Genomic DNA, 25,688 nt, shown 5'->3' with positions numbered 1-25,688 from the left:
TTGTTGAGTTTATACGAAATATAAGTTAGAAACAGAGGTAGCTGAATAGATACGAAAAGTGTTCTTTTTTAGACGAATTGTTAACAAATCAACTGCCTACGTTATTTCCACGTACATTTCCATATAACTCGGAGTTTAAATGGCTTGAAGAAGAAGTATATATACTACCAAAGGAAAAGCATTTGCTTGAACAACGAGAAAATTTAATTGAAGAATTAGAAATAAAAATTGGAAAAATAGATAAAGAAATTGAAACTAACCATAATAAATACGCATGCCTTCATCATTTATTAACAGAGAGTGGAGAAGAATTAGTAAAGTGTGTAAAGACTTTTCTTGAATGGTTAGGCTTTGAAAATGTAAAGAATATGGATGAGATCAGTGAAGGGAAATTAGAAGAAGACTTACAAGTGGAGACAGAAGAAGGGCTACTTGTAATAGAAATCAAGGGTATTGGAGGCACATCAAAGGATGAAGAATGTAGTCAGATTGAAAAAATAAAAAATCGAAGGATGAAGGAGAGAAAGAGTTTCGATGTTTTTGCCTTATATATAGTCAACCATCAAAGACATCAGCCTCCGTTAATGAGAGAAAACCCTCCGTTTAAAGAACAACAAGTAAAAGACGCGGAAAATGACGAAAGAGGTTTATTGACTACTTGGCAGTTATTCAATTTGTACTTTTCAATAAAAAATGGGTGTATTTCAAAAGAAGAGGCAAGGAAAACTTTATTAAAATATGGTTTAATTGAATTTTCACCTCAAAACTGCGTTTCATTAGGAAAACCTAAAGATTTGTATCGCAAAGGAGAAATTATTACTTTAGATCTACATCACAAACTCGAAAATAATAATGAATTAATAATAAAAAGAGGGAGCAGATACCTAAAAACTAATATTTTAGAAATTCAAGTTCATGATGAAAAAGTTGATTCTGTCGATTCTGGTCCAGTTGGAATTCAAATTCAAATTCCTATAAAAAAATCAGATGAATTATTCATAAAAAATAACAACTGAGTGTGAGCTTTATTTTTTTAAATGTATCATTATAACTATATGCAAGAAAGCTGTGAAAAGAGCGGAATGATCCAAAAAACATTTTAAATAAAATTTGATTCTGCGATATTTGCGAATTTCTATTTGTTATGATTAAATCTCCCTTCCCATACCTTTTAATATTCCCATCGCCGTTCTATGCCAAATAAAGACATGTTGTTTAATTTCAAAATTATCAGGTGACTCTAATAATGTATTCCGACCGCATTAACGCATTACCTCCATATCTTTTTGCAGCGATCGACGAAGCTAAGGACAAAGCACGGGCCAGGGGAGTTGACGTTATCGACCTTGGAATCGGCGACCCGGACCTTCCGACCCATCCGCACATCGTGGAAGCTTTGTGCGAGGCTGTGAAGGACCCGAAAACCCACAGCTACCCCTCCCACAACGGGCTTTATGAGTTCCGGAAGGCTGCGGCTGACTGGTGCGAGAAGTACAAGGACGTTAAGCTTGACCCTAACACTGAGGTCCTGGCCCTTCTCGGGTCCAAGGAAGCTATAGCTCACATTCCACTCGCTTTTGTCAACCCCGGAGACATCGTGCTCTATACCGACCCCGGCTATCCCGTGTACAAGATCGGAGCCGAGTTTGCAGGCGGAGAGCCTTATCCTCTGCCCCTGAAGGCCGAAAATGACTTTCTGCCCGACCTTGACGCAATCCCCGAGGACATCCTGAAGCGGGCGAAGCTCTTCTTCTTCAACTACCCGAACAACCCGACCGCAGCCGTTGCGGACCTGGCCTTCTTCGAAAAGGTTGTGGAGTTCTGTAAGAAAAACGACATCATCGCCGTGCACGACAACGCTTACTGCCAGATGGTCTACGACGGGTACGAGGCTCCTTCTTTCCTTGCGGCAAAGGGGGCCATGGACATAGGAATCGAGCTTTACTCTCACTCCAAGACCTACAACATGACCGGCTGGAGACTCGGTTTCGCCGTCGGGAATAAGAACCTTATCAAGGGGCTCGACAAAGTTAAGTCCAACATCGACTCCGGGACCTTTGAAGCCGTGCAGCTTGCGGGAGCAGTCGCCATGAACGGGTCCCAGGCCTGCGTGGCCGAGATGAATGAGATCTATAAAGAGAGACGTGATACCCTTATCGAAGGGCTCAAATCAATGGGACTTCACGTCAAACCCCAGAAGGCCACCTTCTACATCTGGGCTCCCCTACCCGAAGGCTTCACCTCAATCGAGTTTGCAGCTTTCCTCCTTGAAAAGGCCGGAATCGTCGCAACTCCGGGTGTGGGCTTTGGAGCCGCTGGTGAGGGTTTCATCAGGTTTGCTCTGACCCGACCTGTCAAAAGGCTTCAGGAAGCCGTTGAACGGATGAAAAAGCTCAAGTTCTAAATTAATAAGCTGAGCCGATTCAAAAACAATTTAAAATCGAGCTTAAGGCTCAAAAAGCGGTCCGGGTTTTAAAGCTCGGACTTGTCTTCTTTTTTTAGCAATTATTGTCAAGATCCGGGACTTTTTTTGATAAATCGATTTTCGATTCCGGCGCTCTCAACGGCCGACAAAGGAGGCCGGGCTTTTCAAAATGAAGCTGAAAATTGAAGCCTGACTAAAAACCGTGGGGTCGAACGAAAGAAAACACATCACTGAATCACATCCTTTTTTGTTTGACTGGACATCAAATTCTTCAAAAACGGTCTGTTCTTTTAAGATCGATTTTTCCATTTAAGTCACGAACAGGCCGGCCTGCGGCCGGTGAGTACGCCGGGACTTTAAATACCCGAGTTTCGCTTCGGGATCACAGGAAATCGAAGATTTCCTGGGAGTTGCGATGCAATCGCAACAGCACGAGGTCCGTTTCGCTCGCTTTGCGAGCTCAAGCGGACTGAAAAACGCCAGATCAACCTTAATTGTCATCTTCCCCGAGTTCCGTTTCGGGAGCTATGCTCCCTCAAGAGGACTAAACAACACCAGAACAACCTTAATTGCCGTCTTCCGACCTTTCTTTTTCCGTGTGTTCCGTGTGTTCCGTGGTTTTTGAATGCTCACACCAAACACATCCTCACACAAAAACATAAGATGTATAAGTTGAAGCAATTCCAAAACTGAAAATATGAAGTTATTTCTCAGCCATTCATTACCAATGAAATATATTGGATTAAACTGTTAATTGCCAATGAAATATATTGGACTAAAGTATTAATTGTCAATGAAATGTTTCAAAAAGCCCGAAAAGCACTTCTTTTTTAAGCCATAATCTTCTTATCAGAGCAGTATGCCAGAACCCGCTAAAGAAACTGAAAACAGACTCGAAAAAGGACCCGTAAAACCCCCGATCAAAGAGCACTTCCAGCTCAAAGAAACAATCGTCACGATCCTGGCCGACGAGCAGGCCCATATCGAAGCCGCAAAGGAGGCCATCCGCTTTCACAGGGCAAAACTCGAAACCCATATCCTGAAGGACCCCTTCTTCAAACTCACTCTCGAACCCCACACCTGTCCCGAAGACGCTCCCGAAATCATCCGGCGGATGATCAGAGCCGGAAACGCAATGGGGATCGGGCCCATGAGTGCTGTTGCGGGTACGGTCTCGGCCCTGGCGGTCGAAGCAATGGTGGATTCCGGGGCCGTTTATGCCCTCGTGGATAACGGGGGAGATATTGCCCTTATAAACGACAGGCCGGTCGTTGTGGGGATTTATGCGGGGCAGTCTCCCATAAAAAACCTGGGTTTCGTGCTCGAACCTCGAAACACGATTACCGGCATCTGCACCTCGGCCGGGACCGTCGGGCCTTCCATCAGTTTCGGAATGGCAGACGCTGCGGTCGTGTTTTCCGATGACGTGTCCCTGGCCGACTCGGCGGCAACGGCACTTGGAAATGCCGTGGACGTGGGACGGGAAGCGGTTGAAAAAGCCTTTGAAGTTGTGAAAGAGATCTCAGGGATTAAAGGGGCAGTCGTTGTCCAGGGAGAGTACATCGGCATGTGGGGAAAGGTTCCAAAAATCACGCGGGCCGAGGTCCGTTACGAGTGCATCACTAAAGCCTGAACGAAGCCTTAACGGATTTGAAGGTGCAAATACTTTTATTTACGAACCCTGTATAATTATAAAAAAGAAAATATTGTTTATTCAAATTTTATATCTGTATTTTTAACCGGGGGCTGGTTATGCTGGGAGCTTATATCGGGAAAATCCTGGAAGTTGATCTGGGGAGCGGAAAGCTTAGTGACGTGCCACTTGATGAAGAAATGATAAAACTGTATCTTGGGGGAAAGGGCCTCGGCCTGAAACTCGTTTATGACGAATTCAGGCCTGATATGCAGCCTTTTGATCCGGACAACCTGCTTATTTTCGCAACCGGGCCTGCCACGGGCCTTAAAATCCCGACTGGCGGGCGCTATAATATCGTCTGTAGCAAGTCCCCCCAGACAGGAACCGTGGGCAGCGGAAACTCAGGAGGGAAATGGGGACCCTACCTGAAATTTGCGGGATATGATGCCATCCTCTTCCGGGGCATTTCCGAAAAGCCGGTTTACCTGAACATCGTGGACGGGAAAGCCGAACTCTGGGACGCTTCCGAACTCTGGGGCCTGACGGTTTTTGCGGTCACGGACGAACTGAGCGAAATAAACGGGGATCCGAAAAAGACTTCCGTGGCCTGTATCGGGCCTGCGGCGGAAAAACTGATTCCATTTTCCGGCATCATGAACGACAAATACCGGACCGTGGGCAGGACTGGGATCGGGGCTGTGATGGGGAGCAAGAAACTCAAAGCCGTGGTGGTTACCGGAAGCAAAAAGGTCGAGCCTGCCAACCCCGAGCTCCTTAAAGAACGGGTCAAGGCCTCAATGGCAAAAATCAAGGAAAACCCGGTTACCGGCCCCAAAGGAGGGCTGAACACCTACGGGACCGCGGTTCTTGTAAATATTCTCAACGAACACGGGGCCTACCCCACAAGGAACTTCAAGGAAGCATATTTTCCCGAAGCCGACGAGCAGAGCGGGGAGACTCTTGTAGATAAATACCTGACAGGCCGGTCCGGCTGCTGGGGTTGTCCCATTGTCTGCGGGAGAAAGTCCGACGTGCCGGAGGGCCCCTACAGCGTCCGGAATTCCGAAGGGCCTGAGTACGAGACCATCTTTGCGTTCGGGGCCAACTGCGGGATAAAGGACCTGGACGCACTGGTAAAGGCCAACCACCTCTGTGACGAGTTCGGACTGGACACAGTTTCCATGGGGGGTACAATTTCCTGTGCTATGGAACTTGTTGAAAGCGGGAAAATCCCGGAAGAGAAATTGCAGGGCCTGAACCTGCGTTTCGGAGATGTCGGAGCGATGCTCGATGCCATCTGGAGGACGGCCTATAAGGCAGGCTTCGGGGCCGACCTGGCCCTTGGCTCGAAAAAACTGGCGGAAAAATACGGAGCTCCCGAGCTTTCAATGACGGTCAAGGGCCTGGAACTTCCGGCCTACGACCCCCGCTCCATCCAGGGCATAGGCCTGAACTACGCAACCGCCAACAGGGGAGGCGACCACGTCTACGGCTACATGATTTCCCCCGAGATCCTGGGCCTGCCCGAAAAACTTGACCCGGCCTCCATTGAGGACAAACCCGGGTGGACAATTCTCATGCAGGATCTGGCCTCGGCCATTAATTCGATGGGGGTCTGCCTCTTCACGACCTTTGCTCTGGGCTTTCCCGAATACGCCGGGATGCTTGCAGCCGCAACGGGCTGGGACCTTGACGCTGACAAACTGCTGAAGATTGGGGAGAGGGTTACGAACCTTGAAAGGCTCATGAACAATATGTACGGCTTTGACAGGAAACAGGACACTTTGCCTAAACGCCTTCTGGAAGAGCCGGTTCCCGAAGGCCCCGCCAAAGGTCAGCTCTCCAGAGTCCCGGAAATGATCGACGAATACTACAGGCTCCGGGGCTGGGTTGACGGAAAGCCCACAGAAGAGAAGTTGAAAGAACTCGGGCTTGCCTGAGGGGTCAATAACCCGTTCCTCCTTTCCCTTCTCCTTCTTCCTCATGCGGAGATAAAACATTGAAAGTAATTATAAAATTCCTCGCCACAATCCGGCAAATCACAGGTGAACCCCTTATTGAGTTTGAGCTTCGTCCGGGCAATAATACCATATGGGAAACCATGCGGGCCCTTGAATTCCGCTACGGGCCTGAGTTTAAGGAAGCTACAGCCGGGACCTATCCCGGCGGAATCCCGAAAATCAGGATCCTTGTAAACGGCAGGGATATTGACTTTCTGAAGGGGATAGAGACCGAACTGAAAGAAGGGGACGTCCTTGTCCTGGTCCCTCCGGTTGCCGGAGGTTGAAAAACTGAATATTTAAAAGAAAAAAGTGAAGAGAGATGAACCTGACAATAATTGATCTCACTCTCAAAACGCTACTTCAATTATTACTCTTTTTTCTTTTTTAGGTTTTTTTTCGCATATATCCAGTCAACTACCCCCCACCTGTCAGCCTTTGGCTGTCGTGTTAAACCATAGGTTTAACAGGAGTTTCTAATTTTTCAATTAGAAACATCGAGAAGGGGGACTCCTGCTCAGAAGGTTGAATTATTCTGATCTGCGTACTCTTAACTCTCTGTATTTGTAACTATTCAGCCTACCAAAATAAGGCTATTGATATTGATTTTGACGCATTAGATATGTCTTATTACTAACTGAGATAAAATGAAATAACACAATCAGCCGCCAACAATTAAAGAAAAGGCATATGCTGAAATTTGCCCATTGAATCTTACTAAAGATGGCTATTGATGTTGTTTTGCCTAGGCTGAATAGTTACCTGTATTTTTAAAATTTGTCATTTCACAGAAGGTTTCCACTTTTGTTTTTTGGTATCTATTCAGCTACCTCTGTTTCTAACTTATATTTCGTATAAACTCAACAATTACTTTTTTCATATAGATTAATATAAAAATCATCGGATTTTGGAATGAGGTTTATGAAATGTGAAGAGATTCTTACTCAATGCCGTTCAGACCCTGAATCCATTGTTTCATATATTGAGGATCTTGAGTCTCGGTATGAAGATCTTGGATCTCGGTATGAAGATCTTGGATCTCGGTATGAAGATCTTGGATCTCGACACGAAGAGCTTGAATCTCGGTATGAAGATCTTGGATCTCGACACGAAGAGCTTGAATCTCGATATGAAAATCTTGAATCCGAAAACACCGAACTTCGAGAAAGACTTAATGAGTTAGAATCTCGCCTAAAAAAGAATAACCAAAACCAAAAAAGAAATCGACTTCCCTCTACTAACAATTCTACTGATAAAATACCTCAATCAAAAGGTTCACAAAAAGGAAGTTTTAGACGTCCTGGCGGCCAAAAAGGGCATCCTGGTTCTACATTAAGGATGATTAAAAATCCTGATAAAACAATCATTTATAAGCTACATAAATGTGAACATTGTGGTTGTAACATTGAGAAGATTGAAGTTATAAATTACGAGAAGAGACAAGAATTTGAAATAATTGTAAGGCGTAAAGTGACCGAACATCGTGCTGAGATCAAAAAATGTCCTTATTGTAACCGCAAAAACAAAGCTGCTTTTCCGAAATCAATTACAAAACCTGTCCAATATGGCAATATGGTTTTAACAATTGCAATTTACCTCCGAAACTACCAATTGATTCCCTATGACCGAATCAAGAAATTATTTAAAGATGCCTTTGGATTTGATATAAGCGTTGGTACAATAATTAGGGCAGAAAATAAGTTATTTCACAAGTTGAAAGGTGCTACAAACCACATCAAGAAGCAACTGATAAAAGAAAATGTCATCCATGGTGATGAAACTGGAATCGACGTTGGTGGTCAAGGGGAATACTGCCATTTAATCTCTACAAAAAAATATACATACTATTTCCATAATAGGAGTCGAGGATCAAAAGCAATGAATAAAATGGGAGTGTTGCCTAAATATAGAGGAATTATAGTCCACGATTTCTGGAAACCCTATTTTAAATACAAATGTGAACATGCGGCATGTAATGTCCACATTCAAAGAGAACTTAAAGACATTTATAACATATTCAAGCAAGTGTGGGCTGAGGAGATGTCTGATCTCCTATATGAAATTAAAAAATGCGCAGACTTTGCCAGAAAACAGGGCATACAAATAGATGAAGATACGCTCAAGACCTTTAAAGAAAAGTATCAGTCAATACTAATGAAAGGATTTGAGGACAATCCTCCACCTGAAATCTCGAAAGACAATGGGGTTAAAAGAGGAAGAAAAGCGCAGAGCGATGCAAAAAATCTCCTTGATAGACTTTCAAAGTATGAAAAAGAAATCTTGAGGTTTGCTACGGATCTAAGAGTTCCTTTCAGTAACAACCAAGCAGAAAGAGATCTCAGAATGATAACAGTTCAGCAAAAAATATCGGGAGATTTTAGGAAACCCCATGGAGCAGATGTTTTCTTGTATCTATTCAGGGTAAGGGTGGCACATTTTCAATCGCCGCATGAAGTGAACTTATAGTAGGTATATTATTCTTTATTAGTGTAGATATGTATCCCCTAATTCTAAAGAAAACATCTGCTCCATGGGGTTTCCTAAAATCTCCCGATATTTTTTGCTGAACTGTTATCATTCTGAGATCTCTTTCTGCTTGGTTGTTACTGAAAGGAACTCTTAGATCCGTAGCAAACCTCAAGATTTCTTTTTCATACTTTGAAAGTCTATCAAGGAGATTTTTTGCATCGCTCTGCGCTTTTCTTCCTCTTTTAACCCCATTGTCTTTCGAGATTTCAGGTGGAGGATTGTCCTCAAATCCTTTCATTAGTATTGACTGATACTTTTCTTTAAAGGTCTTGAGCGTATCTTCATCTATTTGTATGCCCTGTTTTCTGGCAAAGTCTGCGCATTTTTTAATTTCATATAGGAGATCAGACATCTCCTCAGCCCACACTTGCTTGAATATGTTATAAATGTCTTTAAGTTCTCTTTGAATGTGGACATTACATGCCGCATGTTCACATTTGTATTTAAAATAGGGTTTCCAGAAATCGTGGACTATAATTCCTCTATATTTAGGCAACACTCCCATTTTATTCATTGCTTTTGATCCTCGACTCCTATTATGGAAATAGTATGTATATTTTTTTGTAGAGATTAAATGGCAGTATTCCCCTTGACCACCAACGTCGATTCCAGTTTCATCACCATGGATGACATTTTCTTTTATCAGTTGCTTCTTGATGTGGTTTGTAGCACCTTTCAACTTGTGAAATAACTTATTTTCTGCCCTAATTATTGTACCAACGCTTATATCAAATCCAAAGGCATCTTTAAATAATTTCTTGATTCGGTCATAGGGAATCAATTGGTAGTTTCGGAGGTAAATTGCAATTGTTAAAACCATATTGCCATATTGGACAGGTTTTGTAATTGATTTCGGAAAAGCAGCTTTGTTTTTGCGGTTACAATAAGGACATTTTTTGATCTCAGCACGATGTTCGGTCACTTTACGCCTTACAATTATTTCAAATTCTTGTCTCTTCTCGTAATTTATAACTTCAATCTTCTCAATGTTACAACCACAATGTTCACATTTATGTAGCTTATAAATGATTGTTTTATCAGGATTTTTAATCATCCTTAATGTAGAACCAGGATGCCCTTTTTGGCCGCCAGGACGTCTAAAACTTCCTTTTTGTGAACCTTTTGATTGAGGTATTTTATCAGTAGAATTGTTAGTAGAGGGAAGTCGATTTCTTTTTTGGTTTTGGTTATTCTTTTTTAGGCGAGATTCTAACTCATTAAGTCTTTCTCGAAGTTCGGTGTTTTCGGATTCAAGATTTTCATATCGAGATTCAAGCTCTTCGTGTCGAGATCCAAGATCTTCATACCGAGATTCAAGCTCTTCGTGTCGAGATCCAAGATCTTCATACCGAGATCCAAGATCTTCATACCGAGACTCAAGATCCTCAATATATGAAACAATGGATTCAGGGTCTGAACGGCATTGAGTAAGAATCTCTTCACATTTCATAAACCTCATTCCAAAATCCGATGATTTTTATATTAATCTATATGAAAAAAGTAATTGTTGAGTTTATACGAAATATAAGTTAGAAACAGAGGTAGCTGAATAGATACGTTTTCTTTAGAATTAGGGGATACATATCTACACTAATAAAGAATAATATACCTACTATAAGTTCACTTCATGCGGCGATTGAAAATGTGCCACCCTTACCCTGAATAGATACGTTTTTTGAAAGCAACAATTGGGATAACTGTTTCAGATTTTCAAGCAACTTATCAAAAATGACAGCATTAAACATATTATTTTTTAAAAATATTTGCTAAATGTTGAACTTATTAAAAATTGACCAATTCATCCTGAAAAAATACTCTTTTGAAACCTTTGAATATTAAAAAAGTCGTAGGTATATTATTTTTCGGAATCAATAGGCTTATTTTTTGATAAACAGCATATACTATTATTTATTGCATATAATGTATTTATCGCAATACATTCCATAATGATTTAAATGAAGTATATTATAATAATTTATTAATTTTTAGAAGTGTGTCAAAAATTATTACGTACATTTTTAAAAAAAATAACCAAATTGCATAAAAAACTAAAGGATGTCTAAAATGACTAAAAACAAAATTCCAACCCTTTTACCTTTTATGGTTCTCCTGCTGCTTCTGGTAGGAACAGCAACAGCAATTATACCAGAAGTGACGCCAGAAGTGACAACTCCAGGCGTCCTTTACGTCGATGACGTGGAAGACGACTCCGGAGGCAACTTCTCCACAATACAGGAAGCCGTGAATGCGGCAGATGAAACTAATAAAACGATTTTAGTGTACCCGGGAACGTATGAGGAAAATGTGGAAGTAAACAAAGAGCTGACAATAAAGTCTGTTTCTGGCAATCCGGAAGACACGATTCTTAATGCTTCTGGTTCCGACCATGCTTTTGATGTAAGTGCAAATAACGTAACCATCAGCGGGTTTGAAATCAATATTCCTGCGAACTCTAGCATAGCAGCGATAAAAATTTCGGGTCAGAATAATACGATTTTTGACAACACCATCACAGGAAACAATAACTCGACTGGATACGGCATATACATCTATCGTTCTGACGGAAACGAGTTGAGAAACAATACAATCTCAGAATGTGGTTATAAAGGCCTGAGCCTCTATTATTCTGATGAAAACGAGCTGAGTAACAATACAATCTCAGACTCAGCTTTCAAAGAAGAGCTATTTTTGCCTTGATTTGCCACAAAAATCAGTGGCAAGGAAGATCCGTTAAAAAAAATATTTGTAAGGCCTAAGTTCTAAATTACATTTAAAAAGCCTATTGTATCTGTTTTTTGAAGAAATATCTTTATATACGTAGAACCTAAATTTATATCATGGTTTTTTTAAAACAGAAAATAATCAACGGTAAAAAATACTGGTATATTATTAAAACTGGCAGAATTGATGGAAAAGTGAAAACTATATTTCAGATATATTTAGGCAATGCCGAAAAAATATTTGAAATGAAAAAACAGAGTGAATCATTGCCCTACATGAAACTGAAATCTTTTGAGTACGGCAAACTTGCCGCACTTCTTCATGTGAATGAAGAGCTTGGATTCGTTGACATAGTGAACAAGCACACTATGAAAAAATCAATCGATGGTTTAAGTGTCGGAGAGTATCTTTTACTTGATATAGTGGGGAAATCTCATGGAGTTTTAAGTGAAAACGGTATTGGGGAATGGTTCAAAAAATCGGCCTTATCTTTTAAGTGGAAATTCCCTCATAAATTAAATTGTCAGAATTTTTTGAATCATATGAATTACATTGATTCCGACACAATGAAAAATATTGAAGACGATTTGTGCCGAGTTCTCATCGAAAAAGGACTAACCCCTTCAGTACTGTTTGTGGATGAATCAAACTGGTTCACTTATGCTACCAATTATGATGAAAAAAGTGAATTGCTTCATAAAGGGTATAACAAAAAGCATCGTAAAGACAAAAATCAGGTATCTGTAGCGCTGGCTGCTAATGATTACAACTTACCTTTTATTCACGAGACATATCCAGGAAATGTGCATGATTCAGAGGAATTTTCAGGTCTGGTTGACAAAATAGTAAACCGTCTAACCGAATTGAATATTTGTTCGGAAGACCTTGTTCTTGTTTTTGATAAGGGAAACAATTCAAAGGACAACATTGAAAAAGCAACTTCAAAGATGAATTTTGTAGGGGCTGTAAAAGCAAATCAGGCAGATGATCTTCTTGAAGTGCCATTATCTAAATATCAATTTTTATATGAAAGCTCAGAAGGCCACAAAATTTATGGCTATCGGACAAAGCATCAGTTTTACGGGACAGAATTTACAACAGTAATTACTTTCAATGAAGGAACTCACAAACTTCAAAAAAGAACTTGTGAGTCAAATATGTCAAAAATAACTGAGAATCTGGAAGACCTACAGAGGAGACTGGAAAGCAACAGAGGAAAAGCAAGAAACAGGAGCAGTGTAGAAAAAGAGGTTGCAGACATTATTATCAAAAAATACAGAAGTATGGTGAAATATGAAATTACTGATGCTCCTGAAGGTAAGAAAAAACCTCAGTTAAAGTTCTGGATTGACGAAGAGAATAAAAATAAGCGCGAAAATTCATTAGGAAAAAATATACTATTTACAGATAAGCACCGTTGGCACACTAAAAAAATTGTGCAAACATACAACAATAAAGGCGCTATAGAGGATGATTTTAAGCTATTGAATGATCACCTGCTTGTCCCTGTGGGACCGGTGTACCACCACAAAGATGAAAATATCAAAGTTCACGTATTTCTGTCTATAATTGGCTTACTTTTCTACAGATATTTAGCCTGGGAGACAAAGAGATATGGTCTTTCTATGAGAAGACTAATTGAAAATTTGTCCGAAATTAGGCTGGCAGTTATCCAGGATAAAGAATCAAATAAGTGTAATATTATTCTGGAAGAGATGAGTACAAAGCAAGCATCATTATTTTCTTTCTTGAACTTGGGTAATTACCTGCCACCCCAATAAAAACGTCATCAGTAGGATTATTCATTCCTTAGGCCCACACAAACAAAGCCGCTTGATAACGGAAAAACATGCATCTTTGAAAGTAAAGTCAGAATGTGATTATCAAGGCCTGTACCTCTATGATTCCGAAGGAAATGAGCTGAGTAACAATACAATCTCAGAATGTGATTCTTATGGCCTGGACCTCTATGATTCTGACGGAAACGAGTTGAGAAACAACACAATCTCAGATTGTAATTATCAAGGCCTGTACCTCTATAATTCTGATGGAAATGAGCTGAGTAATAATACAATCTCAGAATGTGATTATGGCCTGTACCTCCATGATTCTGACGGAAACGAGTTGAGTAACAATACAATCTCAGAATGTGATTCTTATGGCCTGCGCCTCCGTGATTCCGAAGGAAATGAGCTGAGTAACAATACAATCTCAGAATGTGATTCTGATGGCCTGTACCTCTATTATTCTGATGAAAACGAGCTGAGTAACAACACAATCTCAGATTGTAATTATCAAGGCCTGTGCCTCTATGATTCTGACGGAAACGAGTTGAGTAACAATACAATCTCAGAATGTAATGATTACGGCCTGCTCCTCCATTATTCTGACGGAAACGAGTTGAGAAACAACACAATCTCAGAATGTGATTCTTATGGCCTGTACCTCTATGGTTCTGACGGAAACGAGTTGAGAAACAACACAATGGAGAATAATGAATACAACTTCTGCGATGATGGAGACGAACTAAACAACGATATCGACTCCAGTAATCACGTAGATGGAAAATCAATTTATTATCTCGTAAATGAATCGGACATTTCGGAGGATTATTTCTCCAATGCAGGAACAGTATACCTTATCAACTGCTCCAACGTAACAGTTCGGGATCAGACCTTGAAAAACAACTACTATGGAATATCCCTGATCAACACCAATAATTCAATTATCGAAAATAACAGTGTAAACCAGAACCGTAAAGGCATCAATGTATACGAAAGTTCCTACAATAACCTCACAGGAAACACTGTAAACAATAGTGGAGCTATGGGTCTGCACCTGTACAACAGTTCCTACAATACCGTATCTGATAACGTTATAACATACAGTGAGTGTGTTGGTCTTAGAATCGAAGGTTGCTACAATAACCTCACAGGCAACAATGTGAGCTTCAACGACGGTTCCGGAATTGTCATTTCTGATTCTGATTCGCACAACACCATCATAGAAAACAATGTTGTGAACGATAACGACTGCAACGGTATCCGCGTAAAGGGCTCGGACAACTATGTTGCAGGCAACACCGTGTGCAACAATGAAGACATGGGAATTTTCGTCGGGACCTGTGATGAACCAGGCAATAATACGGTAATTGAAAACACTGTCAGTAATAATTTTATAGGTATTGGTTTCAGATACCTGTTTGATAGTGAAGTGACCGGTAATACCGTAACTGACAATGGTATATTTGGAATTATTCTTTCCGAATCCGAAAACCTGACCCTACAAAGAAACATAGTGAAGTCAAACGGATACCTGGAAGAAGGAGAAGAAGAATATCTTCGTGCATCCTTAATTGTTAATTCGGATGAAAAGGAAGAATGCAGCAAGCATTCAGAAGAACCTGGCATTGTAAAAGCTTCATATCCTGTGGTGGGCGAGAGCATGGATCTGGAACGGGCAGGCATCTACCTGGAGGATTCCAGCAAAAACTACCTGATCAGCAACACTGTTGAAAACAACAGCGATTCCGGATTGTGTCTGAGTGACTCCTCCAATAACACCATTTACGATAACTACTTCAACAACATTAACAACACCGGATTTGCAGAAGGATTTCTGGTAGATGCTAGGGAAGGAGATGAAGAGGAAATCAACATCTGGAGCATCACAAAAACCACCGGCTTGAACATAATTGGTGGTCCCTATCTTGGCGGGAACTTCTGGGCCCTTCCGAACGGAAACGGCTTCTCCCAGACAGCTGTGGATACCGATGGAGATGGCATCTGCGAATCTGCATACAGCGTCACTGAAGATGCGGAAAATATCGATTACTTCCCGCTTACAGCTGTCCATACCTCCAAATCTGTGAGCAGCAGCTCTCCTAACTATATCCCCGCTCCAATGTCAAGCAGCACTGGCAACATTGATGCCACACAGACAAGAGTTTCTGCAGGTATCCCGACAAAGGTCGAACTGAGTAACCCCAAAAATGACGTGTTCGGAATAGGATTCGAATCAAAGCAGTATTCCGGAACGGTTGTCGTAAGAGTTGGAGATAGCGATGGAAGTGAAGCGGCTAACTCCGGAGAGCTCGGAGGCAAAGTCTACAAGCATATGAACATCCAGCTTGGAAACGAACGCTTCGAAAGTTCCGACAATATCAACGGAGCATACATTGAGTTCCGTGTCTCGAAAAGCTGGGTGGAAGAAAATGGAATCGATCCGGCCACAATTACTCTTAACAGAAACCATGATGAAGCCTGGAACTCCCTCTCAACCAAAATGACCGGAGAAGATGAAGAGTTCTATACCTTCAGAGCCGAAACCCCGGGCTTTTCCCTGTATGCAATCACGGGAGAGGAGAAAGAAACAGGAGTTTCTGCGGTAACCAGAGCAATTACTCCAGGTGAGGAAGAAGGAACAGAAACGATTCTCGGAGAAGAACAGGAAACAGATGAGAAATCCGAAAGCACCCCCGGCTTTGGAACTCTCTTTGCTGCCCTAGGAATCCTGGGATCGGCATTCATTGTAAGAAAAGAAAGGAGACAGAACTAATTCTGTCTTCACTTTTTCTCTTTTTTTGCTTAGGAATGAGTCAAATATAATATCAAGTATTTTTGTTTACCATTCCTTAACCACGGAAAAGCACGGAAGGACACGGAAACCGGCCTGATGGCCGGTGAGTAAGTTGGATCTTTATACAATAGGATTCAAAAAATACCCTTGATTCTTTTAAGAGGACTAAAAAATGCTGGAAAAACCGTAATTGCCGTCTTCCCCGAGTTCCGCTTCCCGAGTTTCGCTTCCCGAGTTTCGCTTCCCGAGTTTCGCTTCCCGAGTTTCGCTTCGGGATCACAGGAAATCGAAGATTTCCTGGGAGTTGCACTGCAAGTGCAACAGCACGGGGTCCGTTTCGCTCGCTACGCTCGCTCAAGCAGACTGAAAAACGCCAGGACAACCTTAAATATTGTATTCCTGCCGTATTTTTCCGTGTATTCCGTGTGTTCCGTGGTTTGAATGCACACACACCAAACACCCCTCACACAAAAACACAACATGTATGAGTATGAAGCAACTCCCAAAATAAAACATGAAGTTATATTTTCACCATTCCTTAACATTCCAATAAGGATTCCCGACACCTTCCCTGAAATCCACGGAAAGCTTTTTTACAGCATCTTCATTTTCATTAGTATCACTTTTATCTGAGAGGGTAATAATTTGAAAGCACTGGCCATCATAGATATGACAAACGATTTCGTGTTTGAGAAATACGAGCATGAGGGCAGGGAATATGCAGGACAGCTCGTAGCTCCCCTGGGAAAAACGATCGTGAGGCCTATAGTTGATCTTGCAAAAAAGGTGATTTCCGGGGGTAACACCAGGGTAATCAGGCTTCTCAAAGACCACTATGATGCCTTCACAAACCCCGAACTCGACGAGAAAATCCGGGAATTCGGAATAGAGGAAGTCTTCATAACAGGCCTGGTTGAGGAAATTTGCGTTTACCACAACGCCCTCGGCTTTCTTCAAAGGGGCATCCGGACAAAAATTATCAGGGGCTGCACCGTCCCCTTTGACGAAGAAAAAGGAAAAGAAGCCATGAAAAAACTCGGAAAATGTGGGGCAGACCTGGTTGAGGCGGACGAGGTCCCGGCCGATGTGGAGCTTATCATGCTTATCGAGGATGAGCACGACGAGAACTCGGAGGAGCTAAAATCAGGAGAATGGCCGCCCCATAACATGAAAGGAACAGCCGGGTCGTTGACAGTCAGGCAAATCCGGGAAGCTCTTCCCTGAGCTTCGGGAAAATTCAGAACCACTTCTCCTTTTTAAAATAAGCAAACATAATCAGGGCTGTCAGGAGCATCAGGAAAAGGGCCACAGGGTAGCCCCAGGCCCATTTAAGTTCCGGCATGTACTCGAAGTTCATGCCATAAACCCCGGCTATGAAGGTCAGGGGGATAAAGATCGTTGCAATTATGGTCAGGACCTTCATGATGTCGTTCATCCTGTTGCTCACGCTTGAAAGGTAGACGTCGAGCATTGAGGAGAGGATATCTCTGAAAGCTTCTATCCCGTCAATGACCTGAATCGTATGATCGTAGACGTCCCTGAGATAGAGCTGGGTAGAGTCCTTTATCAGTTCCGATTCAACCTTCTGCAACCCGTTTATGAGTTCCCGGAGGGGCCAGACCGATTTCCTGAGGAGAATCATATCTCTCCTGAAACTCTGGATCTTTTGCAGGGTTTCGGGCCTGGGAGCTGAAATAAGGCTGTCTTCGAGTTCTTCAATCTGCTCTCCTGACTTTTCCAGAATCAGGAAATAATTATCGATTACCGCATCGATCAGGGCATAAGCTAGGTAATCTACACCGGATTTCCGGAGCCTGGAACCCGGGTTTTTCAGTCTTTCCCGGACAGGTTTAAAGACATCTCCTTCCCTTTCCTGAAACGAGAGGATATAGTCGGGCCCGAGGATTATGCTTACCTGGTCCATAACTATCTCTTCGGTTTTTTCATCAAAAAGGAGCATTTTTAAAATGGAATATATGTAGGTCTCGTAATCTTCCATTTTAGGCCGCTGTCCGGTATTGAGGACGTCTTCGAGGGTCAGGGGGTGGATATTAAAGCACTTCCCGAGCTTTTCGATCACATCTATCTGAAAAAGCCCGTCCACATTAACCCAGAGCTTCATGCCGGGCTTTTCCCGGAAGGTCAAACATTCCTCCACACCCTCCAGCTCTTTTTCCACCAGTTCATCCGCATTGTAGGCCCAGACCCTGACCACTACTTTTTCAGTTTTCTTTTCCCCCACATGCACAAGCGTTCCGGGAGCAAGTCCCAGTTCTGATTTTTTGCTTTTGAATTTTCTGAGCTTCACGGTGACTTCACCTTGGAAATTATAATGATAGCAGATGAGTTTGTATAACTGAATTTACCGACATGGATTTATATATATCTCAGATAGATTTTTGTATTATACAGGCGATATTATAAATCGGAATATATAATAAAAACGCATCCGGAAAGGGGTTCCGGAGAGTTAAATAAGTTAATTAAAAATAAACCAGATGGGAGTGTTTGGCTTGGTCCAATCGGAGATCATGAATAGTTTGTTAGGTATGGTAGATCAGTTCATATCATTTATTCCGACCCTTGTGGCGGTTATTGTCCTGCTGATTGTGGGATGGATCCTCGGAAGCATCCTCGGAAGTATCGGGTCAAAGATCCTGGATAAAATCGGGCTTGACGACCTCATTGATAAAACAGCTATCGGAGGAATGATCAAAAAAGCTGAAATGAGTACCGTAAGCTTTTTTGCAGCGGTAATCAGGTGGTTTGTTTATATTATATTCGCTGTGATTATTATAGATGTCCTGGAAATCCAGATTGTTGCGGACTTCATTACCAGGATTATTTTGTTCATCCCGCTTATTCTCACGGCTTTCCTGGTATTGTTAGTAGGCCTTTTGATTGTTGATTTCATAAGCAACATTGTTAGAAAAGTGGTGATAGCCACCGGAATCGACGATAAATTTGAAAAAAGTTCCGTTGGAGCTTCAGTAAAAGCAGGAGGGATGGCAGCCTCCGGAATCATAGCCGGCCTGATTAAACTTTTCGGTTACCTGATCTTCATTACGGCCGCGGTGGATATCTTACAGCTTTCCATGTTCACTGAGCTTCTTATCGATATAACCGAGTATCTGCCACGCCTTTTTACAGGCATCATTATCCTCATGATAGGGATCCTGGCAATTGACATCGTGATGGATTACCTGGAAAAAACAATCGAAGGCATGGAGATCGAAGGAGCTAATATTATAGTTTCTCTGCTGAGAGGATTTTTAATCCTCGTCGTGGTCCTTCTTTCCCTCGATACCATGCTCATAGACACCGGAATCCTCTACCTCTTCTTCGGGCCGCTCGCCTGGGGAATTGCCGTCGTGGTCGCCTTCAAGTACGGGATCAAGGAAGCAATCGTTGCATACGCAAAAGAAAAGAAATAAACTCCACCTACCTAATACCTTTGTCTAACGAGGCTGTCTGACAATTCAATTTCAGGGCAAAACATGTAAAAAATATGCTGTCTAAAGCCTTTAAACGAAAAAAAGAAATTATGTTATTACTGATAGTAATTGTTGGACAGTTTGTAACGACCAATGTTTTTGTGAAAGGAGTCTTCTGCTACCAGAGATAAAGCTCCTTTCGAATCTTATTTTCTTTATTTATGATGTGTATTTCAAATTAACAGGATGAAAAATATTTTTTACAAAACCTGAAATTCAAAATTTTAATTTTTTTAAAAAGATGCGTTTTTGACTGGATATTCTTAATTATTTTACATCATTTTTTGAGTACCTAATAAAATAAGATAATATATATATTATTTAATATTATATTTCGTAAATTATAGGTTTGCATAAATAAAAAAATGAATAAAAAAGTAATGAAGCACATAAAAGCAAATATGGATCAAAAGGCCCCTCAAAAAACCCATATTATATTCTAGAAAATTGAATTTTTAATACTGAGAAACAGAGGGGTGAAATGGCACAATTATATATTATTATTATAATTCTTTGTAATTTTATATAATTCGTAGTATTCAAATACTCATTTTATTATATAAATATACGTATTTTACGATTTGAGGATACGTAATTTATGGTCCAAAGAAATCTGCTTTACGATCTAAAAATACGTATTTTATGATCTGAAGATACGTCAACTATCTCTGAGTTAAAGAATCAGGGGTTTTCTGTTGCGTTCTTATAAAAATGTGGGGGAATAATATACGACACTCAAAACAAAGTATGGAATAGGGTTAATAATGGCCCTATTCCTGTTATCAATTACCGCATACGCGGTTTCAGCTGCCGATTTAATGGCAGATGAAAATAATTCCACGGATGACACGGATGGTAACGCCACGGATGACACGGATGGTAACGCCACGGATGGCACGGATGGTAACGCCACGGATGGTAACACCACGGATGAAACGGATGGTAACGCCACGGATGAAACGGATGGTAACGCCACGGATGGCACGGATGGTAACGCCACGGATGAAACGGATGGTAACGCCACGGATGGCACGGATGGTAACGCCACGGATGGTAATGTTACAGAACTGCAAAATATAATCGATACTGCAATAGCTAATAATTTCACAACCTTTGTTACAGCAGTGGAAGCCACAGAACTCAATTTCACCTTCAAAGAAGCGGGGCCGTTCACGGTCTTTGCCCCGACGGATGATGCCTTTGCCGCCCTTCCTGCAGGTACGCTGGACGCCTGGTTGAACGACACGGAAGCTCTCGAAAAGGTCCTGTTCTACCATTTTACGGTTCAAAAATTGAATGAATCCGACATCATTAACATGACCAATATCACAACCATGGAAGGCAGTAACCTGTCTGTAAACGTAACGGACGGGGTGATCATGGTCGATAATGCAACGATCATAATGTCGGACATCCAGGCGATGAACGGGGTTATTCATTCCATCGATGCCGTGATGCTCCCACCAGGGGATGGCAATGAAACGGATGGCAATGAAACGGATGGTAATGTTACAGAACTGCAAAATATAATCGATACCGCAATAGCGAATAATTTCACAACCTTTGTTACAGCGGTGGAAGCCACAGAACTCAATTTCACCTTCAAAGAAGCGGGCACGTTCACGGTCTTTGCCCCGACGGATGATGCCTTTGCCGCCCTTCCTGCAGGTACGCTGGACGCCTGGTTGAACGACACGACAGCTCTCGAAAAGGTCCTGTACTACCATGTCGCGGATCAAAAATTAAATGAATCCGACATTATGAACATGACCAATGTCACAACTCTGGAGGGTAGTAACCTATCTGTAAACGTAACGGACGGGGTGATCATGGTCGATAATGCAACGATCATAATTTCGGACATACAGGCAAGCAACGGGGTTATTCATTCCATCGATGCCGTGATGCTCCCACCAGGGGATGATAATGAAACGGATGGCAATGAAACGGATGGCAATGTTACAGAACTACAAAATATAATCGATACCGCAATAGCGAATAATTTCACAACCTTTATTACAGCGGTGGAAGCCACAGAACTCAATTTCACCTTTAAAGAAGCGGGCACGTTCACGGTCTTTGCCCCGACGGATGATGCCTTTGCCGCCCTTCCTGCAGGTACGCTGGACGCCTGGTTGAACGACACGGCAGCTCTCGAAAAGGTCCTGTACTACCATGTCGCGGATCAAAAATTAAATGAATCCGACATTATGAACATGACCAATGTCACAACTCTGGAGGGTAGTAACCTATCTGTAAACGTAACGGACGGGGTGATCATGGTCGATAATGCAACGATCATAATTTCGGACATACAGGCAAGCAACGGGGTTATCCATGCCATTGATACTGTGATGCTCCCACCAGGGGATGATAATGAAACGGATGGCAATGAAACGGATGGCAATGAAACGGATGGCAATGAAACGGATGGCAATGAAACGGATGGCAATGAAACGGATGGCAATGAAACGGATGGTAATGTTACAGAACTACAAAATATAATCGATACCGCAATAGCGAATAATTTCACAACCTTTGTTACAGTGGTGGAAGCCACAGAACTCAACAACACGCTGAAAGGAGAAGGCCCGTTCACGGTCTTTGTCCCGACGGATGATGTCTTAGACGCCTTTCCCGAGGGTACGTTGGCTGCTCTCCTGAACGACACGGTCGCCCTGGAAAAGGTCCTGTCCTACCATGTTGCGGATCAAAAATTGAATAAATCCGACATTATGAACATGACCAATATCACAACTCTGGAAGGCAGTGACCTCACTGTAAACGTGACTGCCGAGGGGGTCATGATCAATGATGCAATGATCACAATGTCGGACATCCAGGCAAGCAACGGGGTTATCCATGCCATCGATGCCGTGCTGCTTCCACCGGAAGAAGTGAAACCCGGGGTCTGGCACTTTTTCTCAATGCCCCAGAAAGCGATGAACCCTGCCGCAGACTACCTGCTTGCGGGCGTGGATTATGATTCTCTGATCTACTACAACAGCACGGACGGGCTTTATGAAAACGTAATAGAGATTGAACCGTTAAAAGGATACTGGATTCGGACGCCGGCAGGAAGCGATTTCAATACAACGGAAATCTTTGCTTCCATTGAAGAAGAAATGCCTGTAACCCCAACATCCCTGTACCTGTATCCGGGCTGGAACGCTGTTGGGTCCCCGGTGCTCTCCGCACTCTCTGCAGAAGCTGCCTTTACGTCCATGGATGCCTATTATGCAAAGGTCGTGGGCCCCTGGGTCCCGAATGAGAGCGGCTCCGGCAGCTATTCATATGTGGGCTACAACGGACAGAGTGGTATGCTCAACGGAAATCAGGTGGGAACGGACAACTTCACAGTAGATCCCTATGAAGGATACTGGGTATACGTGCTCGAAGAGACTACCCTGGCCTGAGCTGGCAGCCTTATTAAAAAATGAAAAATCAAGTTCTTAAAAAAGGATTATAAAACTAAGAGGTTGAAAATAAGAGGTTGAAAATAAGAAGTTGAAAAAACAAAAAGAATCTCAAACCGTTTATTTTTTAGCAAACGGATGGGAAGCGGGGGGAAGGAAACCCCCCGATCTCAAAACCTGAAATCATGCAAAGGTTTTAGGTAATTCCCAATCTTTTTATACATATAGTATATAAAGGCACTATATATGCTTCCTTTTTTTCTCGCATCCAAAAGCCTGACATCTTTGGGAATAAATTTTGCCCGACCGATTGCCTGGCTTTCGGGCAACATAAGCACCCTGTTTGCTATCATTTTCATATCCCTGATTACTGTTTTTTTTGCAAGAGTCGCAGACCACTTGATGCAAAATTATTTTAAAAGGATAAGTGACCGGCTAAATGTGGACATGACGGCTTTTAGGATGCTCAGGCACATAACTATCGGAATCATTTATTTCCTGGGCCTGATGGCGATCATCTCCCAGATCCCGGACCTTGAGAAACTCTCGGTCGCTCTCTTTACCGGGGCCGGAGTTGCTGGTGTCGTCATAGGTTTTGCGGCCCAGAGCACGCTGAGCAATGTAATAGCCGGCCTCTCCCTTGCCGTGTTCCAGCCCTTCCGGGTAGGAGATCGGGTGACTATCCGCGAAGAGTACGGCAAAATTACGGATCTTAACCTCAGACACACCGTAATCACCACCTGGGACAACAGGAGGCTGATCATCCCCAACGCCGTGATCAGCGATGAAGCTGTCATTAACTGGACTATCGAAGACCCGGCCATTATCTGGCCCATAGATATAGGGGTAAGCTACGATGCCGACATCGACCTGGCCCGCAGAATCATGATGGAGGAAGGAAAAAAGCACCCGGACGTCATGCACCCCGGAATAGAAGAATACAGTGTGATGAAGCCGATTTTTCCAGGCAGCGAGCTGTTAAGATCGAAATTTCTGGATTTCCATACTTCACTCAAGGAAATATCTCCCGACCAGAAAGATCGCGGGAAAATTGAGGTCCTCCTTACCGAACTCGGGGACTTTGCCGTGAACCTGCGGCTGCTTGTCTGGTTCAGAGACAGGAGCCTTGCATACAATGCCGGTTGCCAGATCAGAGAAAATATCAAAAAACGCTTTGATCAGGAAGGCATAGAAATCCCATTCCCATACAGGACTATCGTGTACAAGAAAGACCTCGAAGAAGAGGCGATTCCGAAAAAAGAGCCAGCCGGGGAGTAAATTCCCCAGAAAAAAATGGCTGGCCTGCTGGCTGGTGCCCGGCAAAATTCCCGGCACCCCAGAAAGCGAGACCCTCCCCACCCAACCCCGTTTTGATTTTTGAAAACTCTAAGCCGGGCCCGGCTCACTTATAAAAGAAAACGTAGGGGACATTTATCAGAGAAACTTTTTCAGAGGTCCCTTTCATCAATCACTCTTTTTGTCTTTTTCATGCTGCGGGGGAGTTCTCCTATTTTTACTCCGACGATGTTCACCGTAACTCCGATAAAGTCCTTGAAGGCCTTTTTCAGAGCCTTTTCGGTCTTTGCCTTCTTTTCCGGCTCATCAGCAGCTTCGATTTCCACCCTGAAGTCCATGGAGTCCCGGCCTTCTTTGCGGGTCAGGAGGATCTGATACTCGCTACTGACTCCGGGGACTTTCTGAATTATGTCTTCAATCTGGCCCGGATAAATGTTTACGGCCTTGTACTTGATCCGGTCGTCCGTCCGGCCCAGGATGCGGTCGATCCTCGGGAAGGGGCAACCGCATTTGCAGAGGCCGGGGATGATGCGAGTCAGGTCCCCTGTCCTGTAGCGAATGAGGGGGCCTCCTTCTTTCGTGAGGGTCGTAATCACGAGTTCCCCAAGAGTGCCTTCAGGGAGAGCTTCACCCGTGATCGGGTCGATAATCTCGAAGAGCAGGTAGTCGGACCAGTAGTGCATTCCCTCATGGAAGGAGCAGTCCAGGGCAATTCCGGGCCCGTAGATTTCCGTAAGACCGTAGATGTCGAAGGTCTTGATCCCGAGTTCCGTCTCGATCCTGTGGCGCATTTTATCGCTCCAGCGCTCGGAACCCACGATCCCTACCCGCAGATGAACCTGGTCTTTAAGGCCCCGCTTCTCGATTTCCTCGGCTAGCAGGAGGGCATAGGAAGAGGTACTCGCAAGGGCTGTTGATTTAAGGTCGGTCATCAGTTCGAGCTGTTTCTCGGTGTTTCCGGGGCCCGTGGGGATAGCCATTGCCCCCAGGCGCTCGGCTCCTAACTGAAAACCTATTCCTGCGGTCCAGAGCCCGTAGCCGGGGGTGATCTGTATCCGGTCCAGGTTCGTGAGGCCCGCGAGCATATAGCAGCGCATCATCATCCGGGCCCAGGTATCGATGTCTCCCCGGGTGTAGGGAATGATTATGGGTTTGCCCGTGGTCCCTGAGGAAGAATGGATTCGGACAATCTCGGAATCGGGCACGGCCTGCAACCCCAGGGGGTAGGCGTCCCTGAGTTCTTCTTTTGTGGTGAAGGGCAGGTTTTTCAGATCATCGAGACTTTCGATATTCTTCGGGTCCACCCCTGCCTCTTTGAACTTTTTCTGGTAAAAGGGACTGCTGGCAGCCACCCTCTCCAAAAGGTCCTTCAATTTTCCAAGCTGGTCGTCTTTTGAAAGTTTTGGGTGAAGCTGGACGGCAGGGTCGAGTTCAGCTTCCATACACGCATCATACATTTCTTTTCACGATTCCTCAGGCAGGATGCCTGCGACTTTATTTGTGGAAGGAATGCCGTCAACTTTCAGGCATTCCGTTCCACGTTTGGATTTCTCCACTCTGCTTTTGAAACAGGTTCCCGTAGCAGATTACGTA

Annotated in this window: 16 protein-coding genes; 13 read left to right on the top strand and 3 right to left on the bottom strand. The window is 43.1% G+C overall.

Going from position 1 to position 25,688, the window contains the following annotated elements:
* The first annotated feature begins 182 nt into the window (after nucleotides 1-182).
* The 6 genes from ACZ5QV_RS13805 to tnpC (ACZ5QV_RS13780) all read left to right on the top strand — a co-directional run bounded on the left by ACZ5QV_RS13805 (nucleotide 183) and on the right by tnpC (ACZ5QV_RS13780) (nucleotide 8,527).
* Nucleotides 183-1,016, top strand: a complete 834-nt coding sequence (locus ACZ5QV_RS13805; protein ID WP_464600353.1) for a hypothetical protein — start codon at nucleotides 183-185, stop codon at nucleotides 1,014-1,016.
* Nucleotides 1,017-1,246: 230 nt separating this feature from the next.
* Nucleotides 1,247-2,404: an LL-diaminopimelate aminotransferase gene (locus tag ACZ5QV_RS13800; protein WP_464600352.1), complete on the top strand. Its 1,158-nt coding sequence runs from the start codon at nucleotides 1,247-1,249 to the stop codon at nucleotides 2,402-2,404.
* Nucleotides 2,405-3,284: 880 nt separating this feature from the next.
* Nucleotides 3,285-4,058 (top strand): UPF0280 family protein, encoded by a 774-nt coding sequence (locus ACZ5QV_RS13795; RefSeq protein ID WP_464600351.1) that lies wholly within the window; start codon nucleotides 3,285-3,287, stop codon nucleotides 4,056-4,058.
* A gap of 119 nt (nucleotides 4,059-4,177) precedes the next feature.
* Nucleotides 4,178-6,001, top strand: coding sequence for an aldehyde ferredoxin oxidoreductase family protein (locus tag ACZ5QV_RS13790; protein ID WP_464600350.1), 1,824 nt, complete (start codon nucleotides 4,178-4,180; stop codon nucleotides 5,999-6,001).
* Nucleotides 6,002-6,060: 59 nt separating this feature from the next.
* Complete coding sequence (locus ACZ5QV_RS13785; protein WP_464600349.1) at nucleotides 6,061-6,348, top strand: MoaD family protein; 288 nt, start codon at nucleotides 6,061-6,063, stop codon at nucleotides 6,346-6,348.
* A gap of 634 nt (nucleotides 6,349-6,982) precedes the next feature.
* The gene (tnpC, locus tag ACZ5QV_RS13780) at nucleotides 6,983-8,527 is read left to right on the top strand and encodes an IS66 family transposase (protein WP_464600348.1); all 1,545 of its coding nucleotides are present in this window, start codon (nucleotides 6,983-6,985) and stop codon (nucleotides 8,525-8,527) included.
* On the opposite strand, the gene tnpC (ACZ5QV_RS13775) is transcribed toward tnpC (ACZ5QV_RS13780), so the two are convergent.
* On the bottom strand, nucleotides 8,478-10,040 hold the full coding sequence (gene tnpC, locus ACZ5QV_RS13775; protein WP_464599444.1) for an IS66 family transposase: 1,563 nt from the start codon (nucleotides 10,038-10,040) through the stop codon (nucleotides 8,478-8,480). The two genes, tnpC (ACZ5QV_RS13780) and tnpC (ACZ5QV_RS13775), sit on opposite strands and share 50 nt — an antisense overlap.
* Nucleotides 10,041-10,654: 614 nt before the next feature.
* Here tnpC (ACZ5QV_RS13775) and ACZ5QV_RS13770 point away from each other — a divergent pair.
* The 4 genes from ACZ5QV_RS13770 to ACZ5QV_RS13755 all read left to right on the top strand — a co-directional run bounded on the left by ACZ5QV_RS13770 (nucleotide 10,655) and on the right by ACZ5QV_RS13755 (nucleotide 17,113).
* Nucleotides 10,655-11,287, top strand: a complete 633-nt coding sequence (locus tag ACZ5QV_RS13770; protein ID WP_464600347.1) for a right-handed parallel beta-helix repeat-containing protein — start codon at nucleotides 10,655-10,657, stop codon at nucleotides 11,285-11,287.
* A 140-nt stretch (nucleotides 11,288-11,427) separates the two neighbouring features.
* Entirely contained in the window at nucleotides 11,428-13,092 is a 1,665-nt protein-coding gene (locus ACZ5QV_RS13765) for an IS1634 family transposase (protein ID WP_464599431.1), read from the top strand.
* A 76-nt stretch (nucleotides 13,093-13,168) separates the two neighbouring features.
* A complete protein-coding gene (locus ACZ5QV_RS13760; RefSeq protein WP_464600346.1) occupies nucleotides 13,169-15,868 on the top strand; it encodes a NosD domain-containing protein in 2,700 nt (899 codons plus the stop codon).
* Between the two features lie 666 nt (nucleotides 15,869-16,534).
* Nucleotides 16,535-17,113: a cysteine hydrolase family protein gene (locus ACZ5QV_RS13755; protein WP_464600345.1), complete on the top strand. Its 579-nt coding sequence runs from the start codon at nucleotides 16,535-16,537 to the stop codon at nucleotides 17,111-17,113.
* A 13-nt stretch (nucleotides 17,114-17,126) separates the two neighbouring features.
* Here the strand turns inward: ACZ5QV_RS13755 and corA are convergent, their stop codons facing one another.
* Nucleotides 17,127-18,197: a magnesium/cobalt transporter CorA gene (corA, locus tag ACZ5QV_RS13750; protein ID WP_464600344.1), complete on the bottom strand. Its 1,071-nt coding sequence runs from the start codon at nucleotides 18,195-18,197 to the stop codon at nucleotides 17,127-17,129.
* Nucleotides 18,198-18,420: 223 nt separating this feature from the next.
* Between corA and ACZ5QV_RS13745 the strand changes: the two genes are divergently transcribed.
* From ACZ5QV_RS13745 to ACZ5QV_RS13735, 3 genes are all read left to right on the top strand, one after another.
* Nucleotides 18,421-19,323, top strand: a complete 903-nt coding sequence (locus ACZ5QV_RS13745) for a mechanosensitive ion channel family protein (protein ID WP_464600343.1) — start codon at nucleotides 18,421-18,423, stop codon at nucleotides 19,321-19,323.
* Nucleotides 19,324-20,201: 878 nt separating this feature from the next.
* The gene (locus ACZ5QV_RS13740; protein ID WP_464600342.1) at nucleotides 20,202-22,799 is read left to right on the top strand and encodes a fasciclin domain-containing protein; all 2,598 of its coding nucleotides are present in this window, start codon (nucleotides 20,202-20,204) and stop codon (nucleotides 22,797-22,799) included.
* A 402-nt stretch (nucleotides 22,800-23,201) separates the two neighbouring features.
* The gene (locus ACZ5QV_RS13735) at nucleotides 23,202-24,077 is read left to right on the top strand and encodes a mechanosensitive ion channel family protein (protein WP_464600341.1); all 876 of its coding nucleotides are present in this window, start codon (nucleotides 23,202-23,204) and stop codon (nucleotides 24,075-24,077) included.
* A 170-nt stretch (nucleotides 24,078-24,247) separates the two neighbouring features.
* On the opposite strand, the gene ACZ5QV_RS13730 is transcribed toward ACZ5QV_RS13735, so the two are convergent.
* Nucleotides 24,248-25,552 carry a phenylacetate--CoA ligase family protein gene (locus tag ACZ5QV_RS13730; RefSeq protein WP_464600340.1) on the bottom strand — a complete coding sequence of 435 codons (1,305 nt, stop codon included), beginning with the start codon at nucleotides 25,550-25,552 and terminating at the stop codon, nucleotides 24,248-24,250.
* Between the last annotated feature and the right edge of the window lie 136 nt (nucleotides 25,553-25,688).

Source organism: Methanosarcina baltica (assembly GCF_055394095.1).
This window is presented reverse-complemented; position numbering and strand designations above follow the sequence as displayed.

What these genes read in the sequence shown, in the direction of transcription:
- ACZ5QV_RS13800 (WP_464600352.1), top strand. Translation starts at nt 1,247, where the DNA reads ATGTATTCCGACCGCATTAACGCATTACCTCCATATCTTTTTGCAGCG.
- ACZ5QV_RS13795 (WP_464600351.1), top strand. Translation starts at nt 3,285, where the DNA reads ATGCCAGAACCCGCTAAAGAAACTGAAAACAGACTCGAAAAAGGACCC.
- ACZ5QV_RS13790 (WP_464600350.1), top strand. Translation starts at nt 4,178, where the DNA reads ATGCTGGGAGCTTATATCGGGAAAATCCTGGAAGTTGATCTGGGGAGC.
- tnpC (WP_464600348.1), top strand. Translation starts at nt 6,983, where the DNA reads ATGAAATGTGAAGAGATTCTTACTCAATGCCGTTCAGACCCTGAATCC.
- tnpC (WP_464599444.1), bottom strand. Translation starts at nt 10,040, where the DNA reads ATGAAATGTGAAGAGATTCTTACTCAATGCCGTTCAGACCCTGAATCC.
- ACZ5QV_RS13770 (WP_464600347.1), top strand. Translation starts at nt 10,655, where the DNA reads ATGACTAAAAACAAAATTCCAACCCTTTTACCTTTTATGGTTCTCCTG.
- ACZ5QV_RS13765 (WP_464599431.1), top strand. Translation starts at nt 11,428, where the DNA reads ATGGTTTTTTTAAAACAGAAAATAATCAACGGTAAAAAATACTGGTAT.
- ACZ5QV_RS13745 (WP_464600343.1), top strand. Translation starts at nt 18,421, where the DNA reads ATGAATAGTTTGTTAGGTATGGTAGATCAGTTCATATCATTTATTCCG.
- ACZ5QV_RS13740 (WP_464600342.1), top strand. Translation starts at nt 20,202, where the DNA reads ATGGCAGATGAAAATAATTCCACGGATGACACGGATGGTAACGCCACG.
- ACZ5QV_RS13735 (WP_464600341.1), top strand. Translation starts at nt 23,202, where the DNA reads ATGCAAAATTATTTTAAAAGGATAAGTGACCGGCTAAATGTGGACATG.
- ACZ5QV_RS13730 (WP_464600340.1), bottom strand. Translation starts at nt 25,552, where the DNA reads ATGTATGATGCGTGTATGGAAGCTGAACTCGACCCTGCCGTCCAGCTT.